The sequence below is a fragment of the Helicobacter cappadocius genome (assembly GCF_030688855.1).
GTDB classification, from domain to species: Bacteria; Campylobacterota; Campylobacteria; order Campylobacterales; family Helicobacteraceae; genus Helicobacter_J; species Helicobacter_J cappadocius.
The window spans coordinates 97,499-115,632 of record NZ_JAUYZK010000001.1 but is presented as its reverse complement, the minus strand read 5'-3'; the positions used below and the strand labels follow the sequence as shown (position 1 = coordinate 115,632).

General features: G+C 34.5%; 13 protein-coding genes and 1 pseudogene. 6 read left to right on the top strand and 8 right to left on the bottom strand.

The genetic code is table 11. The annotated features are described in order from the left end of the window. Positions 1–9: 9 nt before the first annotated feature. The 3 genes from bamA to moaA form a co-directional block, all read right to left on the bottom strand. On the bottom strand, positions 10–2,439 hold the full coding sequence (gene bamA / locus Q5I06_RS00535; RefSeq protein WP_305516248.1) for an outer membrane protein assembly factor BamA: 2,430 nt from the start codon (positions 2,437–2,439) through the stop codon (positions 10–12). A 130-nt stretch (positions 2,440–2,569) separates the two neighbouring features. After that, positions 2,570–3,652 (bottom strand): aminofutalosine synthase MqnE, encoded by a 1,083-nt coding sequence (gene mqnE / locus Q5I06_RS00530; protein ID WP_305516247.1) that lies wholly within the window; start codon positions 3,650–3,652, stop codon positions 2,570–2,572. Between the two features lie 70 nt (positions 3,653–3,722). After that, positions 3,723–4,694 carry a GTP 3',8-cyclase MoaA gene (moaA, locus tag Q5I06_RS00525; RefSeq protein WP_305516246.1) on the bottom strand — a complete coding sequence of 324 codons (972 nt, stop codon included), beginning with the start codon at positions 4,692–4,694 and terminating at the stop codon, positions 3,723–3,725. A gap of 108 nt (positions 4,695–4,802) precedes the next feature. Between moaA and mobA the strand changes: the two genes are divergently transcribed. The 5 genes and pseudogenes from mobA to Q5I06_RS08715 all read left to right on the top strand — a co-directional run bounded on the left by mobA (position 4,803) and on the right by Q5I06_RS08715 (position 7,787). Next, on the top strand, positions 4,803–5,378 hold the full coding sequence (gene mobA, locus Q5I06_RS00520) for a molybdenum cofactor guanylyltransferase MobA (protein WP_305516245.1): 576 nt from the start codon (positions 4,803–4,805) through the stop codon (positions 5,376–5,378). Positions 5,379–5,380: 2 nt separating this feature from the next. After that, positions 5,381–6,448 (top strand): flagellar biosynthesis protein FlhB, encoded by a 1,068-nt coding sequence (flhB, locus tag Q5I06_RS00515; RefSeq protein WP_305516244.1) that lies wholly within the window; start codon positions 5,381–5,383, stop codon positions 6,446–6,448. A gap of 123 nt (positions 6,449–6,571) precedes the next feature. Beyond that, the gene (locus Q5I06_RS00510; protein WP_305516404.1) at positions 6,572–6,868 is read left to right on the top strand and encodes a DNA adenine methylase; all 297 of its coding nucleotides are present in this window, start codon (positions 6,572–6,574) and stop codon (positions 6,866–6,868) included. A gap of 122 nt (positions 6,869–6,990) precedes the next feature. Beyond that, positions 6,991–7,671 (top strand): annotated as a pseudogene (locus tag Q5I06_RS00505) (DpnII family type II restriction endonuclease). Beyond that, positions 7,668–7,787, top strand: coding sequence for a DpnII family type II restriction endonuclease (locus tag Q5I06_RS08715; RefSeq protein WP_370690901.1), 120 nt, complete (start codon positions 7,668–7,670; stop codon positions 7,785–7,787). Before Q5I06_RS00505 ends, Q5I06_RS08715 begins: the two are co-directional and overlap by 4 nt. Before the next feature lie 20 nt (positions 7,788–7,807). Here Q5I06_RS08715 and Q5I06_RS00500 read toward each other — a convergent pair whose 3' ends face one another. The 4 genes from Q5I06_RS00500 to carB all read right to left on the bottom strand — a co-directional run bounded on the left by Q5I06_RS00500 (position 7,808) and on the right by carB (position 12,529). Continuing rightward, positions 7,808–8,053 (bottom strand): RNA-binding S4 domain-containing protein, encoded by a 246-nt coding sequence (locus tag Q5I06_RS00500; RefSeq protein WP_305516243.1) that lies wholly within the window; start codon positions 8,051–8,053, stop codon positions 7,808–7,810. 71 nt (positions 8,054–8,124) lie between these two features. Further along, entirely contained in the window at positions 8,125–8,757 is a 633-nt protein-coding gene (locus tag Q5I06_RS00495) for an outer membrane beta-barrel protein (protein ID WP_305520900.1), read from the bottom strand. 39 nt (positions 8,758–8,796) lie between these two features. After that, entirely contained in the window at positions 8,797–9,240 is a 444-nt protein-coding gene (locus tag Q5I06_RS00490; protein ID WP_305516241.1) for a Sua5/YciO/YrdC/YwlC family protein, read from the bottom strand. Continuing rightward, positions 9,230–12,529: a carbamoyl-phosphate synthase large subunit gene (carB, locus tag Q5I06_RS00485; RefSeq protein ID WP_305516240.1), complete on the bottom strand. Its 3,300-nt coding sequence runs from the start codon at positions 12,527–12,529 to the stop codon at positions 9,230–9,232. The genes Q5I06_RS00490 and carB overlap by 11 nt, the downstream gene beginning before the upstream one ends. Before the next feature lie 118 nt (positions 12,530–12,647). Between carB and Q5I06_RS00480 the strand changes: the two genes are divergently transcribed. Next, a complete protein-coding gene (locus Q5I06_RS00480) occupies positions 12,648–15,254 on the top strand; it encodes an autotransporter outer membrane beta-barrel domain-containing protein (RefSeq protein WP_305516239.1) in 2,607 nt (868 codons plus the stop codon). Positions 15,255–15,274: 20 nt separating this feature from the next. Here Q5I06_RS00480 and Q5I06_RS00475 read toward each other — a convergent pair whose 3' ends face one another. Next, a complete protein-coding gene (locus tag Q5I06_RS00475; RefSeq protein ID WP_305516238.1) occupies positions 15,275–17,995 on the bottom strand; it encodes a phosphoenolpyruvate carboxylase in 2,721 nt (906 codons plus the stop codon). Positions 17,996–18,134: the final 139 nt, after the last annotated feature.

Sequence of the window (18,134 nt, the reverse complement as noted above, 5' to 3'; positions counted from 1 at the left end):
TTTTATCCTTTAAAATCTCGTTCCCATCGTAAACTCAAAATTTGAAGTGTAATCTCCGGGCTGTTTATTGAAAACTTTTATCGGGAAGACAAGCACGATAGGACCCATCGGAGATACCCACTCTAGGGCAAGTCCAGTTGCTGCTCTCCATTCTAAATGTTCTATACCTTTTCCGGGTATCCCATAGTTTTGAAAATCTGCAATATCAGGTCTTCCTGCTTTATCATAGCCCTTGTAAGTTAAAAATCCATAGTCAAAATAGGCAGAAATTCTCATTTTTGCCGCTTCTAAAACTCCATAGCTAAGCTCTACAGAGTTGGTAAAAAGACCATCTCCTCCTACCCATAACCCATATGGATCGCGTGGAGATACCGATCCGCTCTGGAATCCTCTAATAGTGCTAACCCCTCCCATATAGAAGGTGTTGTTGATAGCTAGGAAGTCTTGAGGGGTATAGCGGAAGATATAGCCCCCTTGTGCCTTGTATCTAGCGATGAGATCGATAGGGATGATTCTTTTGAGATGATAATAAGCGGCAAATTTTGCATACACTTTGGTATTTCTCACATTCCCGCCCACACCGTTAAACTGAGCATACGCAGAAGCGATGATGCCATTTTTTGGGAAATAGTAATCATCAGTGTTGTCAAAGCTAATGCTTGGAGTGATAGAACTTGCTATTGGAATATGATAATCCCTATCCCAAATGCCATATCCAAATGGATTTCCTTGAGCATCATAAATGATTTGTTTATTTGATGCGTAGTATCTCTCATAAAGAGGGGAAGAAAAATCATAAGTTTTGGTGACATTGATATCATATCCTAAACTCACACGCAGAGTATTGGTGAGCAGTCTTCCAGCAGTAAGTCCAAAGCCTCCTGATTGCTCCACATACTGATAATTCACATAGTAGTTTGCATAGAGATTCTCTGAAGCACTGTATCTGCTATCGAAAATTCGAGGATTTGATAGCGATATATTTCCAGAGAATTGTCGTCCGTTGCTTGTGCCTCCATAAGGATTGCTATAAGTCGAGCCTGTCCCTGTAGCAATATTAGCATAGATACTTCCGCTTTGCCCTGTTCCAAAGAGATTTCGCTCACTAACAGAGCCATTTATCATAAGTCCTCCATAGCTCCCATATCCTAGACCAAATTGCAATTGTCCTGTTCGCCCCTCTTGAACATTTACAAGCAAGTCCATAGAATTTTCGCTCACACGTCTTTCTTCGATTTTAACATTGTCAAAAAATCCAAGCCTTCTAAGAGCATTTTCAGAATCATGTACTTTGCTCAAGCTATACTCATCTCCAGGTGCCAGGAGGATTTCACGACGAATAATCCTATCGCTTGTACGGGTATTTCCTGAAATCAAAACATCACTTATATGGACTTTATCACCCACTTCGATGTGATAGAGAACTTTGACTTCTCCACCGGCTTCATTTTTGTCTAGGTCAGGTTTGACTACCGCAAAAGCATAACCCTTGTCAGCTACCTCTCGTTTGAGAATTTGTGTATCAGCTCTTAGGTTTTCTATATTAAATATTTCACCTTTTTTGACTTTGATGGCTTTGAGGAGTTTTTTTATAGGCACGACTTCATCATCAATGGTGATTTCAATATCAGAAACTTTGTATTGAGTGCCTTCAGTGATTTTATAATACAAACTTGCACTATAGTTAGAAAAATTTGCATCTAAAAAAGGCGAACTGACATTGGCATCTAAAAATCCGTGTCGCATATAAACATCTTGAATTCTCAAACTATCATATTCGAGATCATTAAGATGGAGTTTGCCATCATTAAGTCCCCACATCCAGCCCATAAAATCTCTCTGTTTGTTTGCACTTAGGGATTGTAAGTCTTTAACTTTGAGTTTTTCTCTTCCTTCATAAGTAGCTTTTGTGATAAGAATATTATCTCCACGATTGACATTCATTATGATGGCATAAGCACCACTTGAGGCTACAGGGGTAATATCAGTCTCTATGACAGTGCCATAATAGCCTTGATATTCCAAAATTGTTTTGAGAATATTTTTAGCTTTTTCTAGTTTTTGATCATCAAAGGTATCACCCTTTTTTATCCCCATTTGGGTATATAAAGTTTCTTTTTCCTGTTCTGTTCCATAGCCTTTGATTTCGATACTAGCCACGCGGGGCTTTTCGGTGAAGTGAAAGGTGAGTGTCCCATTTTCAAAAGTAGCATAAATATCCTTGAAATACCCTTGATTATAAAGGGCAAGGATTGCTTTGTCTAGTTTTGCATCATCTAAAGTATCACCTTCTTGAATATCTGTAACTTCCCCTGCTAACATTGGGGACATATACAATAGCCCGTCATATTCAATGTTTTTTATTTTTTCTGCATACAATACAGAAAAGCCAAAAAATAATAATAATGCTAATATTTTTTTAATATACAACTTACGCATACCCTTAAGAAATTTATGTTTTTTATAGAAAATTGTTGGCTATTATACATAAAATGACTTAAGATTTAGATATTTGATGAATTCTAGCCTAGCTATATTGTTTTTGAAATTTTTCCATCAAAGGTGTTGATTACCACTCTTTGAGCTCATTGTATAAACTATCTCTTTCGACCGCTTTGAACCCTGCATTTTTTATCTGTGAGATCATGTCATCTTTACCCATTCCAGATTTGCTTTTGGCACCACCAGCAGATTGTATCGCTTCTGCTTCTATAGTCCCATCCATATCATCAGCCCCAAACTCTTGTGCTACAAGAGCTAGATTCATGCTTAATGTTGCCCAATATGCTTTGATGTGAGGAACATTGTCAAGTACAAGCCTTGAAATACTGATGGTTTTTAGGATTTCTTGACCGCTTGGAAATTCATCAACTTTTAGATAGTTATTTTGTGCTTGATATAAAAGAGGAATAAAAGCGTTAAACCCACCTTTTCTAGCTTCTACAATATTCACATCCTGTTGAGCATTTTTAATACGTAGCATATGATCGATTCTGTTTTCTCGATTTTCTATATGTCCAAATAGCATTGTGCAATTGCTCATTTTTCCTAAAGAATGCCAATATTGATGGATTTCTAACCATTTTTTGGAGCTGACTTTACCATTGCAGATGTGTTTTCGTACTTTTTCATCAAATATTTCTGCACCACCTCCGGGCATAGAATCAACTCCTGCTTTTGCCATATCCTCGAGAATTTTTTGATAGCTAATACCTGATTTTTTTTCCATAAAATCAACCTCTGCAGCCGTCATCGCCTTGAGATGGATTTGTGGAAGGGCTTTTTTTATTTCTGTAAAAAGCTCTAAAAACCAGTTGTAAGTGTAGTTTGGATTATGGGCACTGACCACATGAACTTCTTTTGCTCCTCTGTTATATGATGAAATCGCTTGAGAAACAACTTCATCAATACTCATTTCATACATATTGGGATTTTTTCTCCCTGCTGAGAAGGCACAAAACTTGCAAACATCTGCACAGATATTGCTAGGATTGATGTGACGATTCATATTAAAAAAGACTTTATTGCCATATCTTTCTTTTCGAATACTATCTGCGGCTTTACCGAGCGTAAAAATATCATATTCATAAAGTCTTGACAATTCGCTTACACCTAGATTATCTCCCCTGATAACTCTCTCTAAAACATCCATTACATTTCCTTAACTTTTGGTATTTAAAAAATTATTGTCTTGATTGTATCACAAAATATTCAAACAAATTTTATCCACCTGTATAATAAAATGCCCTTGCAGATATTTCGTCTGTTTTCATTTCTTCATTCCAGAGATTTTTTTCGGGTTTATTTTGCACAGATTCTAGCAAGGCATCTTTCATTTGTTTTGTACTCCTAGAAAGAATCGCAGGTTTTGCATCTACAGATTCTTGGTAGTATAGACAAGGACATATTGTTCCTTCAGAGGTTATGCGAATACGATTGCAGGTTTTGCAAAAGTCATCATTATGTGGAGCAATGATACCAAAGACATAATTATCTTGGAGTACATAGATTTTTGCAGGCCCAAAATTTTCTTTTTCAATCAGTTTTAGAGGGTATTTTCGTTTAACAATATCCAAAATTTCGACTTCTTTTAGTCCCTTTAGACCATTTTTTGCGTGAGTGTTTTCCATATATTCAATATAGCGCAAGGTGATATTTTTACTTCTAGCAAATTCAAGTATTTCTATGATTTCATCATCATTGATTCCTTTGATAGGCACCATATTGAGTTTGATTTTTAGCCCGACTTTTTGGGCTTCGTCTATGCCTTCTAGTATGGATTTTAGAGCGTCTTTCTTGGATATTTTGATAATTCTATCAGGCTTGAGCGAGTCTAAAGAGATGTTGATTCGCTCAAGCCCTGCCTGTTTTAGAGATAGAGCATATTTTTTGAGTAAAAAAGCATTGCTAGTAAGAGCGATTTCTACTTCAGGAGCGTATTTATGAATAGAAGATATAAGAGTGCTGAGATCTTTTCTTAGCAGTGGTTCTCCACCTGTAATGCGGATTTTTTTTATGCCTTCATCAATAGCTATTTTTAGAAATGTCGCCATTGCTTCTAGTGGAATATGGTTTTCATCTTCATAGAAATCCATCGGTGTATCAGGCATACAATATTGACATCTAAAATTGCATTGTTTGGTCACAGATACCCGGATATAATCAATGGTTCTTCCAAATGTGTCTATTAGCATTTTTACCTAACTATAAAAAAATATATAACGGTTCATAAAACATAAATCAGATTTTAATAAACCAAACTATACAATAAAGTTAATGAATTCATTCTAAAAAGGAGTGCAATGCCACTTTTTAAAAACATTCCTTGTGTGATTTTAGCAGGTGGAAAAAGTTCTCGAATGGGAGAGAACAAAGCTCTTCTTCCTTTTGGCAAATCAAATCTGATTTCTTATCAGTACGAAAAAATGTGCCAAATTTTCCAAGATGTTTTTATTTCATGTAAGAAAAATTTTTTTACACGATTTGAAAAAAATACTTTGATTGAAAAAGATGAGGTTTTCTCGCCTCTTGTAGGAATAAGGAATGCTTTTTTGTCCTTGCAAGCTCACAAAATATTTTTTGTGAGTGTAGATACACCATTTATAAAACAAAAAACTCTTTATAGCCTTTGTTCCATAAAAGATAGCTATGATGTTATCTACCCTGTTTCAGAGTGCAGATCTCATTATTTAGTTTCACTCTGGGACAAAAATACATTCAAAGAATTGGAATTTGCTATTATTCATCATCAATACAAGCTAGAGCATTTGATGGATAAACTCCACACCTATGCCTTTAATGTGGATACTGAAGAAGAGTTTTATAATCTCAATACTCCTGAAGATTATCAAAACCTTACGAAAATATCTAAAGGATAAAAATGGCTGAAGAACAAGAAAAAACAGAAGCCCCATCCTCGCATAAAATCCAAAAAGCTAGAGAAGAGGGAAATGTTGCAAAAAGTCCAGAGATTGTGGGTTTTATAGGGCTTTTGGTGGGATTGCTAAGTATATTTGTGATCTTTCCTTTTTGGCTCAAGAATTTTCAAGCCATCTATATTCAAGCTCTGCAGTGGGGGAATACAGATTTTACAAAAGAAAATATTTTCAACCTTCTTTTGGGGCTGCTAGGCAACATTTTGATGATGATTTTACCCATATTTTTGGCTCTAATGATAGCTGGAGTATTGGGGAATATTGGGCAATTTGGATTTTTGCTAAGTACAAAAGCCATCTCTCCAAAACTCAGCAAAATCAATCCAATAAGTGGAGCTAAAAATCTCTTTTCTATTAAAAAACTATTAGATGGCGTCATGATTACCTTGAAGGTTTTCATTGCTTTTTTGGTTGGATTTTTTATTTTTGCATCGTTTTTAGGAGATCTTGAACACATTGCTCTTTTTAATGTTTTTGATCAAATGATATGGTTTAGAAATAAAGCCATTATCCTGATTCTCGCACTTTTGTTGCTTTTTTTTGTGATGGCATTAGCAGATTTTATTATCAAAAAACGTCAATATACCAAATCTTTGCGTATGAGCAAACAAGAGGTCAAAGACGAATATAAACAACAAGAAGGAAACCCTGAAATAAGAGCAAAAATTCGTCAAATGATGATGAAAAATTCGATGAGTAAGATGATGAACGCGATTCCAAGTGCAAATGTAGTGGTTACTAACCCTACGCATTATGCTATTGCCTTGCGATTTGGCAAACTCGATCCCGCTCCTGTGGTCGTCGCAAAAGGCACAGATCATCTCGCTATTCGCATCAAGGGCATCGCAAGAGAACATGAAATAGAAATCATAGAAAATCCAAAATTAGCAAGAGAGCTTTATAAGGAAGTGGATATCGATGAACCTATTCCTAGAACATTGTTTCAAGCAGTGGCAATCCTCTTTGCTGAAGTGGCGAAGATACAGCAACAAAAAGGCAAGAAGTTTTTGTAAAATTGTTTCTTTGTGTTAGAATATCCATTATCAGAAGAGAAGCGGAGCAGGTTTGATTCCTTCTTTAAATGCAATTTATCCGTTATATAAAAAAATAGAAATCAAAAATGAAGGCTTTGAAAAATTTTAAATAATGCAAAAGAAGCTGATTTTGTATATTTTGATCCTCCTTATGCTCCAGTAAATAAGACTTCAAGTTTCACTTCATATACAAAAGAGGGTTTTGGCACCCAGATGCAAATTAAGCTCAAAGAACTATGCGATGAACTCAACAATAGAAAGGTATTTTTTATGCTCTCGAATTCTGATACAAAACTTATCAATGACTTGTATGAAAAGTATCATATCGCTAAGATTTTTGCTTCTCAAATGGTGAATTCAAAAGGAAAAATTTCCGAGGTGTTAATCAAGAATTATTAAGAGGTTTAGAAATGAGGTATTTGGAATTTTATAATGAACTATTTGGATGCAAAAATGAAGATGAAGTTTTTGATTTTTTATTGAAAAATCTAAAACCATCTAATAGATTATGATCTTATTTTGTGAATTGGGAGAAGATATATTCAAATTTACGAAACATTGAAATTGCTCTGAATAATCTTAATTACTTAATCGGAAAGGAGGATTTTGATAAGGAATTTATCGAATTCATCAAAGAGTAACCCAAAGTTATCAAAGTCCTTCCCGCACTTGTTGTGAGCTGTGAAAATAAATTTGATGTTCTGATTGACTATGATAAGAAATGCTTAAAATGCGAAAATTATAATTTTTCTATTAAACATCCAACTCAAGAAGATATTGAAAAATATTTACACTTTGTCCACAAGACTGGTTTGGCAAAACTAATACAACAAAACAAAATCAAGTCTTTGGTTGATTATATGATTGGAGTTGAAGCAGGACTTGATAGCAATGGACGCAAAAATCGTAGTGGTCATTGTATGGAAGCTATTGTTGAAGTTTTTATAAAAGATGTTTGTGACAAAAAGGGCTATCAGTATTTAAAAGAGGGAAATGCTAAGAGTATTAAAAAAGCCTTTGATATTGATGTTCCAGTTGATAAATCTTCCAGAAGATATGATTTTGTTGTTAATACCAATGAAGGATTGGTTATTTTTGAGGTAAATTTTTATGGTGGCGGTGGGTCAAAGTTAAAGGCTACGGCGGGTGAGTATAGAAATCTGTATGATATTTTGGGGGTCAATTCAGTTTTGTTTGGATAACAGATGGAATAGGATGGCAAAAATCTTCCCGATCACTTTATGAAACTTTTAAATATAATGACTATTTATTGTCTTTATCGATGCTTGAACAAGGTATTTTAGAAAAGATTATTTAAGAAAAAGTTGTGTTTTGCTCTTAAAATTCTACGGCATATTCCTGGCTTTTTGTTTTTGGAATACTTTTTAGTGTGGGGATTTGTAATACTTTGTATCGCTTTGTATTTTCGAGATATTTCACTTGAATAATATCTCCAACTTTTACATTGCGACTTGACTTTGCTGCGACTCCATTTATAAAAATCACCCCAGTCTCGCACATATCTTGAGCAATCGAACGTTTTTTGACAATATTGACAGTATTTATAAATTTATCAATTCTCATTATGTGAATATAGCTCAAAAATAATAATACATTGATTAAAGTTCAGAATTATCGAGCGTTGATTTAAAGATTTAAAATATGTAACTATAAGCTACATAGAAATTTCCGTAAGAACGTATATTGATTTTGAAATTTTTCATTTTTGAAATACGTTCCATTTTTATATAGGTATAAAAAGGGACTTTAAAACCTAGTTCTACTTTGCTGGATCTTAAAAATATTTGTGAAATACCTACATTCATAAAAATACCATGAGAATTTTGAGTAATGTATTGATTTTTTACATCTTCAATAAGCTTTTTTGACAATTCAGAACTATTCCATTCATATCCCATTCCGATAAAAATTCCACTTGGATTAATAGGATTTAAAAATTCAAAAAGATAATCAGCACCAAGTGCATAATGCAGCATACTGGCATTTAACTGGGTGTCATCAAAATCTAAGTGAATATTTTCATAACTTATGTTTGTATAAATTCTCATGCCTCCATAAGATCCAAAATATCCTTCATAGCCAACTCGCAATCCATAGTTGGGGTCAAGATAGGTTTTGTTTGTATTCTTTAGAGTTGCTATGTGGTTGAGCGTTAGACCTAATTGAGCACCAACGAAAAGATCAGATCTTTTCGGGGGGGGGGGGGTGAAGGCTTGTAGCATAAAACTAAAACATAATAAAACCAAAACATTCAATAATTGCAACATTATACCCTTATGTTTTTATTATTTATAGATAAATAGAACTTATCTAATTTTTTTTATTCTAGCATTATTTATTTTAAAAATACTTGATGATGATGTAGAAGATATTCCTCTTTTGTCTATGATAAGTACATCACACATGTTAAATGCTTCTACATATCGGAATGCCACTCCTGTTTTATTTGCAGAGGTGGAGTACATCTGCCCAAAATGATTTAAAAAACGCAGGTGCAGTTCATCTTTCACAACTCTGAACGAATTCTTGTTAGGATAAATAAAAGTAGATTTTAGGCTTTTTCGAATTTTGTTTTTAAATTTATTGGGAACGCGAGTAAGGTTTTTAAGATTTTTGAGTGAATTCACTTCCATTAATATAGGTTTATTTATATCTCTTGTTTTTGCTTGATTGAGTTTTTGAAAATTTGCACTCAGCAGTCCTGCTGTTGTATCAGTCTGAGCAAGATAGACAAGATGCCTATCTATCACAGAGATAATCCTGTAGTGCAATAGCTTCATTTATATCTTGTTCATTCATCTCTTGGAGTGCTTGTGCGGCAGCTTCTGCACCAGCTAATGTGGTGAAATATGAAATAAGATTTTTCAAAACCTGAATACGGATGAGTTTCGCATCTTCTTTGCTAGATTTATTATCGCTTGTATTGATTGCCATCGCGATTTCTCCATTTGCCATCAGATCCTTTATATTTGGACGTCCTTCAGATATTTTTAGTACTTTTGAGGATTGAATTCCATTGGTTTGCAATGTGTAATGAGTGCCTTCTGTGGCACAGATTTCAAATCCAAGATTGATGAATTTTTGAACCATCTTATGACCTTCAAGTTTGTCTTGTTCGCTTAAAGAAACAAATATTTTTCCTTTTCTTGGCAAAGCATTTTTACAAGCAATCTGACTTTTAGCAAAACTTAAGCCGAAATTTTTGCTAATCCCCATTACCTCGCCTGTGCTTTTCATTTCTGGTCCTAGAAGTAAATCCGCTCCATAAAGTTTATTGAATGGAAAAACAGATTCTTTTACGGAAATATGTTGCATTTCCTTGGGTTTATAAATCCCTCTTTCAAATTTTACAACTTCAAAATGATCATAATATTCTAAACATTCTTTGAGGTTTCCTTGCCACATTACCCTAGTGGCAACTTTTGCAAGAGGCAATCCTGTTGCTTTACTCACAAATGGGACGGTTCGACTTGCACGAGGATTGACTTCAATGAGATAAACCTGTCCGTGATGAATAGCATATTGAATATTCATCAGTCCAACAACGCCAAGATTTAAAGCTATTTTTGCAGTGATGTTTTCAATCTCTTCTATAAGTTTTTGAGGTATGTTCATTGTAGGTAAAGAGCTTGCAGAATCTCCAGAGTGAATACCTGCTTCCTCTATGTGTTGCATAATGCCACCTATATAGACATCCTTTCCATCGCAAATTGCATCTACATCAAGCTCAATGGCACCATCTAGGAATTTATCAATTAAAACAGGAGAGTCTTCACTCACCTTCACAGCTTCTTCCATATACAAACGCAACTCTTCATTATTATAAACAATTCTCATCGCTCGACCCCCTAGAACATAACTAGGTCGCACAAGAACTGGAAAACCTATTTTCCCAGCGATTACATAGGCTTCTTCCTTTGTAAATGCCGTTCCATTTTCTGGTTGTCTTATATGATGTTCTTGAGCAAAAACTGAAAATTTTTCTCTATCTTCGGCAATATCAATAACTTTTGCACTAGTGCCAATAATTTTTGCCCCAATTTTGGTGAGATTTTTGGAAAGCTTTAGTGGGGTTTGTCCTCCAAAATGAACAATAACTCCATCAGGTTTTTCTTTTTCTAACACCGATCTAACATGTTCAAAATCAATAGGTTCAAAATACAAAATATCGCTTGTATCATAATCGGTGCTGACGGTTTCAGGATTGCAGTTATACATAATGCTTTTTACGCCCATATCTGCTAACGCAAAGCTAGAATGCACACAACAATAATCGAATTCAATCCCCTGTCCAATTCGATTTGGTCCTCCACCTATTATCATCACCTTTTTTTGATCTTTGTCTTCTGTGTTTATGCTTGAGGCATCTGGATTAAATACCTCAAAGGTTTTGCTCAAAAAATCATTCATGGGTATGCTAGAATACAGATAGGGTGTGAGTGAAGGAAATTCTGCTGCACAAGTATCAACTTCTTCATAAACTGGCACTATTCCCATTTGAGTGCGCGAGTGATATACTTCAACTTCGCTCATTTCCATTTTCTCATTTTTGTTGATGAGTTTAGCTATCATTTTATCTGAAAATCCCATAGACTTAATTTTTCGCATTTGTTCTGAATTTTGCAAAACATCAGAAGTGATTTGAGTCTCGGTTATTACAATAGAGTTGATTTGATTTAAAAACCATCTATCAATATTGCTGAGTTCATAAACCTCATCAACACTCAAACCTTGACGAAAAGCATCGGCAATATAGAGGATTCTGTTGCTGTTAGGGCGACGAATCTCTTTTTTGATGAATTCAATATCAGAACTTTGAGATTCAAAACCACAAATACCTGTTTCTAAGCTACAAAGAGCTTTTTGAACTGATTCGCAAAAAGTTCCGCCAATTGCCATTGCCTCCCCGATACTTTTCATTGAAGTAGTGAGGGTGGAATCTGCTTGAGGAAATTTTTCAAATGTCCATCTTGGAATTTTTGTAACAATATAGTCAATACTAGGCTCAAAACTAGCTGGAGTGCCTGTGATGTCATTTTTGATTTCATCAAGTGTGTATCCTATAGCTAAAAGAGTGGCAACTTTTGCTATGGGGTAACCTGTAGCTTTTGATGCAAGTGCAGAACTTCGACTTACACGTGGGTTCATTTCAATAACAATCATTCTGCCGGTTTGTGGGTTAATAGCAAATTGCACATTACTGCCACCTGTATCTACTCCAATCTCTCTTAAAATAGCAAAACTTGCATCTCGCATTCTCTGATATTCCTTGTCTGTGAGGGTGAGGGCTGGAGCTATTGTAATGCTATCACCCGTATGCACTCCCATAGGATCAAAATTTTCGATAGAGCATACAATGATACAGTTATCAGAACTGTCTCTGATGACCTCCATTTCGTATTCTTTCCAGCCCAGTAGAGATTCTTCAATTAAGATTTCATTGATAGGAGAAGCTTCTAGACCATTTTGTGCTAATGTCTTGAACTCATCAATGTTATAGGCGATGCCACTTCCGCCCCCTGCTAAAGTATAACTAGCTCGAATAATCAAAGGAAAGCCGATTTCTTTGGCTGCTTCCAAAGCTTCATTTTCATCGTAAGCATAACGACTTTTGGGTAAATCCATACCAATTCCAAGCATAGCTTCTTTGAACGCTTGTCTATCTTCTCCTTTTTTTATAGCACTAGGCTTTGCACCTAAAAATTCAATCTCTTCAAGCATACCTTTTTCATGCATACTCATTGCAATATTTAGGGCTGTTTGACCACCCATGGTAGGTAGAATAGCATCAACTTTTTCTTTTTTGATAATGTTTGCTACTATCTCTTCTGTAATGGGCTCAATATAAGTGCGATCAGCAAACTCTGGGTCGGTCATAATCGTAGCTGGATTGGAGTTGATAAGGACGACTTTATAACCTAAAGATTTTAATGTTTTAGCAGCTTGAGTGCCTGAATAGTCAAATTCACAAGCTTGACCAATAACAATAGGACCTGAACCTATCAAAAGTATAGTTTTTATATCTTCTCTTTTTGGCATAAAATTCCCTAATATGGTTTTTTTGATTCTAGTGTAAAATTACTAAAAATAAGTTGATATTGGTCGATAGGATTTTAATATTTAAAAATAAGCTTAATGCATCCACAAGGAAGGAATATTGGATTTAAAATCAAAATTTTTTTATTTAATATTGCTGTTTCCTGTTTTTTCCTATGGTGTGGTTGGAATGGTTCCGTTGGATTCTGCCTATACCTCAGATGTTACTATTGATGAAAATTATACCCTATCTCCTTCTGATAGTAATCCTGCAAATTTTACCGGCTTTTTGTTTCAGGGGTATGATATATTAAATATATCTCCTGATGCTACCGTGACGGTCAATGTGGCCACAAGTGGAAATTATACCGGTTATTCAGGTGCCATATTTCGTGGTCAAAATGGGAAAACTTATACGATCAATGGAGGCAATATTGTCTTAAATGTAAATCAAGTTGGAGGATCGATTGAGGGACTCATAATGACCCAAGCTAGATATTATGGGAAAAATGCCAATTTTGACATTAATGCCAATTTTTCTCTCAAAGCCACTCCAGATGTATATATTCAAAGAGGTGTTTTTACATCTAATGGGGAAAATGGAGGGTATTTTAAATTCACTAAGAATGTTTTTATTGATGTATCTGAAATGCAACCCTCTAAAGGTTGGGGTTCAGCTGGAAATGGAAAAGGTTATAGAATGATTTTCAGTCTTGAGGGAAGTGGAAATGTGTATGTTAATTATAACGATATAACAGGTCAAACCCTTGATCGCAATAACATTATCCAACTCAAAGGCGATCTCTCCGCTGAGAATACTTCTAAGGGAAATATCAATATCAATCTTGATAACTCCAAAAGTTTTTTTCAAGGTAGAATTTCTATCACACCAGGTTCTATGTCTAATATACAACTTTACCTCAATCACGGAGGAAAATGGATATTGAATGCAAATTCTCAAATCACAACTTTAGATAGCAATAATGAGAGCTATGTGGTGAATAATCAGTACAATAACCTTGACAAACTTGCTGTGGTAGATTTTACGCAAATAGCTGATGATGGACTTTCAAAACGTCTTACATCTTCTACGATTTTTTCGCCGCGAACTCTTAGTGTGCAAACTATCAATGGTCAAAACGGAGTTTTTCGGCTAATGGGAGATCTTGAACTAGGAAAAATTGATAACATTCAAGCAGGTTCTGTTAATGGGTTGGAATATATTCAAATTTATCAAAATCCCTCTAAAATCCTCTTGGATGCCAGTGGTAAAAATATGGTTGTAGCTTCAGCTAGTTCATTGGCTGATGGAGCTGATTTTAAAGGAATTGCGACTATTATTGGTCTATATGATTATGTGCCACACCTAGATAGAGTTTCAGATGCTACGGGAACAAAATGGATATTAGGTAGCATAGAAAGATCGCCCAATCAAACAGCAAAAAGCCTATTAAATCTCCTATCGCTTCCTTATCAAATTTTTCGCATTGAGGGGGATTCTGCACATACACGAATGGATGATATGACCTATCCACCCACACTTAATGGATTATGGATGAAGATTTATGGAGGGGGAATTTATGCCAAGCAACTTTATGGAGAAAAAACAACTCAAGATTTATTTTACAATATTCAAGGAGGATATGATAAAGGCGAAGTTTATGGAGATGAAAGATATTTTTATGGAGGCTCTTTAGACTATACTAAACTTTCTACTTCTGATACAGGAATCAATGGCCATGTTAATTCGATTGCTTTTGGAGGGTATGGAGGGTATGTAAATGCTATAGGATGGGTGCTAGATGGAACCTTTAAATATGTTTATAGCAATATCAAGGCAAATCTTTCTCAAGCACCTGAACCTTTTAATTTTGGAAATCATATTCTTTTAGTCAGTGCAAGGGTGGGATATAATTTTTACCCTTTTTATGGCACTAGAACCAAGACGATTGAAAAATGTACAGAAAAAATATTTTGTAGAAATGCTATTACTAGTGTAAAAATAAGAGATGAAAGTTTGTATTTTCAGCCATATTTTTCATTTACTCCAGCACTTATATTTGGAAATACAATCAAGTTTGAAGACAAACAATCCCATTCTAATATCAATGCCAAACTTGATTCTTCTCCAGCTCTTATAACCAAGATAGGCTTATTGGGCGTGAAACGTTATGATTATATGTATTCTGCACTTAATTTAAGAGCATTGGTTGAATATAGCAATGATATTAATTTAGGAGGCAAGGTAACATTAGTAGATGATATAAATATTCCTCTTTATAATAATGCTAAGAAAATAGACAATCGATTGGGCTTAGGGATGGGAGTGGATTGGTTATTTTTTAACGATAGCTTAAAGCTTCATACAGATTTTAAAACGGAATTTTTTGGACAGATCAATACTTATTGGCTGCTTTCAGCTGGAATCAGATATAAATTTGGTCAGAAAGCACCTAGAACTTATAAGTCTCAAAATTTAAGACCAACCCAAAATGGGGAGAGAAAGAAATCTTCTAAAAATATATTCAAGCCATATAATGAAAGAAAACTGCCTCAAAATAATACTTACAAGCAAAATAATCATTTTAAAACCTATGGAAATGAGAATAAGATTTATCAACAAAATCTAAGACCAACTCAACAAGAAAATGTGCAAAAAAGAGTGTTTAGGGTTATGCCTGAGAATCAAAGACCCTTACCTAACGAAAATAGAGGCATACGCAGGTAGAAGATAATACAATGCTAAATTCAACCTGTATTTCTCATCCCTTGTGCGATTCCTACGATCGTGCTATGTACCTCTTCAATAAGTTTATTTTTTTGCACTTCATCTTCACATTGGTTGTATTTTTCTATTAGTTCAATTTGAAGTAGATTGAGTGCTGTTATATAAGGCTTTCTAAGTAAAATTGAATCTCTTAATTTTGGCTCATTTTCTAAAAGTTCTTTTTCTTGGCGAACATTTAGGATGAACTTCATCGTCTTATCATGTTCGTTTATGATCATTGACCAAATTTTATCGTGTATATTTTCATCTTTTACGAATTTGTTATAAAGCCCAGCGATATGAATATCAACTTTCAGCAAAACTTGGGAAATATTATCAATAGTCGTTTTGAAGAATTCAGAATTTTTATAACATTCTTGCAGGGCTTCTTGGTTTTCTATGGACTCCAGACCACTTCCTACGCCATACCAAGCAGGAATGATACTCCGATTTTGTGTCCAGGCAAACACCCAAGGAATAGCTCTTAAATCCTCAACTTTTGGACTTTCTTTTCTTTTGCTAGGACGCGAACCCAAATTGAGTTGCTGAATAAATTTGATAGGAGTAGCGAGGTTAAAATAAGTCATAAAACCATCGGTTTCATACACAAACTTTCTATAGGCTTGATAGGAAGTTTCAGAAATTTTTTGCATCATTTTCCATTGAGTTGTATTGATGTAGCAAATATTTCTATTTGTTTTGATATTGACCGTGCTATCAGAACAAAAGCTATCGTAAGCAGATTTTTTTAATAGTGCTCCGATTGTGTTTGATAAGCTGAATTGTGCAATTTTTGGATCAAGATATTTTGAACTAATCACTTCCCCTTGTTCGGTTGTTTTTAGCAGTCCGCAGACACTTTTTGGTGGCGAAGCAAGGAGTGCGGATTCTAGCTTTCCTCCACCCCTGCTCACACTTCCTCCTCTGCCATGGAAGAGAATAAATTTTATTCCAAGTTCATCCCCTAGTTTAATAAGTTCAAAAATCGCCTGATAAAGACTATAGTTGCTAGTAAAAATACCCCCATCTTTGCTAGAGTCTGAATAACCAATCATGATTTCTTGAGTCATTTGGTTATCGTGTAAATAGTTTGAATAGTGTTTATTTTTGCTTAGAATTTTGATGATATCTTTTGCTCTTTGAAGATCATCAATAGTCTCAAACAAGGGTGTGATATTGATTTTTGCACTTTTTTTCTCTTGGAGGTTGTGACCTGGTCTCCACAAATCACTTTGTTTGGCAAACCATAGCACACAAAGCAGATCGCTTGCTTGAGTTGTCATAGAGACAATCAAAGATCGCATTATGTCTTCAGAGATATGTTTTTTTGCCCAATTGATTCTTAAAAATGCTTCTAGTATCTCTTGAGTGCTTTTGCTGACTTTATCGATAATAGCATTGAGTTCTATTTTTGGTTTTTCAAGAGCAGCATCTAGTATTTGTATTTTTTTCTCTTCTGTAAATTCCCCAAAATCGCTATCTGAAATTCCGAGCAGACAAAATATCTCACTCACAGCATTCAAAAATATATCTCTATGTTGCCTAAAATCCAAACGCATCAAATGAAAGCCACCCAAAAGGACCAGGTTTCTAAATTCATTGAGATATTTTGAACTTACGCAATCCAAATTATTAATGAGTAGATCAATATCATCAATAAGCTCTTTGGGGTATTTGTAGGTAAATTCAATATTATTAGGTGTATTGACAGCTATAAGTCGATTTTTAAGTTTTTTACTCATCAGGTAAAGTTTTGCTCTGAAGGGTTCCCTACTATAAAGTTTAAGACTATTTTCTTCTAGTTCAGTTTTTTCTTTTTCTAAGGATCGTTGAAGTTCTTCGGAGATAGGAACAAAATCAGCAGATATAGAAAGTTCTCGGATTAGTTTTTTGATTTTTTGCAGATAAATTTCTATAATGAGTTGATGTTGCACTCTCATTACACGAGTCATCACCTCATTAGTTACAAATGGATTTCCATCCCTGTCTCCTCCTATCCAACTTCCAAGAGTAATAGGAGATTTTTCTAGCGGTTTTTGAAGTATCTTTTCAATAAAATTCAAGATATTTTGGGCACTTTTTATGATAGAGCTTTCTACTATGTATAGGAGATTGTCAAGCTCAAAAAGTACTTCAAGTTTTTCACTTCTAACCAAATGGCTTTTCCATAGTAGCATAAGACGATATTTGATGTGTTCTTTTGCACCTTGATCATCAAGTTCAAATATTTTTGATAAATCATCGCTTATTTCATGATGTGCTTCTAAAAAAGTTCTTCTTCTTGATTCTGTAGGATGTGCAGTAAATACAGGATAAAATTGCATTTCACTTAAGATTTTATGGATGTCTTCTTTTTCAAATCCTTCATCAAGTAATTCCGCACAGGCTGACTCAAGAGCAAAAAAGGCATTTTTGCCATCAAAATTATGCCTTTCTTCAATGATATTGAGTAGGATATTATAAAGTGAGAATGCTTTGATGGTTTCAAGTGTTTTATTTGAGAGGGCTATTTTTTTCAAGATGGAGTGGATCTTTTCTTCAGATTTTTTCTTTTCCAAAAGTTCTGATCTTAAATTTAAGAAATGTTCCATCACTTCAGGACTCAGTTCTTCTAGCATTTCTACCATCACTTCATAGATGAATTGAAGTTCTTTATAAAACTTTGAGGGCTGTGTATTTTTTTGTTTTTGTATTGCCATCATAAATCCCCTAGATTGGTGTAAATCTCTTATTTGTGATTATAACACAACAGTTTTTCGCTAATTCACCAAAAAATAAAACTTATATTAAGTAACTATAAGTTTGCTTCAAATATAATCTAACATTTATTTCAAAAAGGAT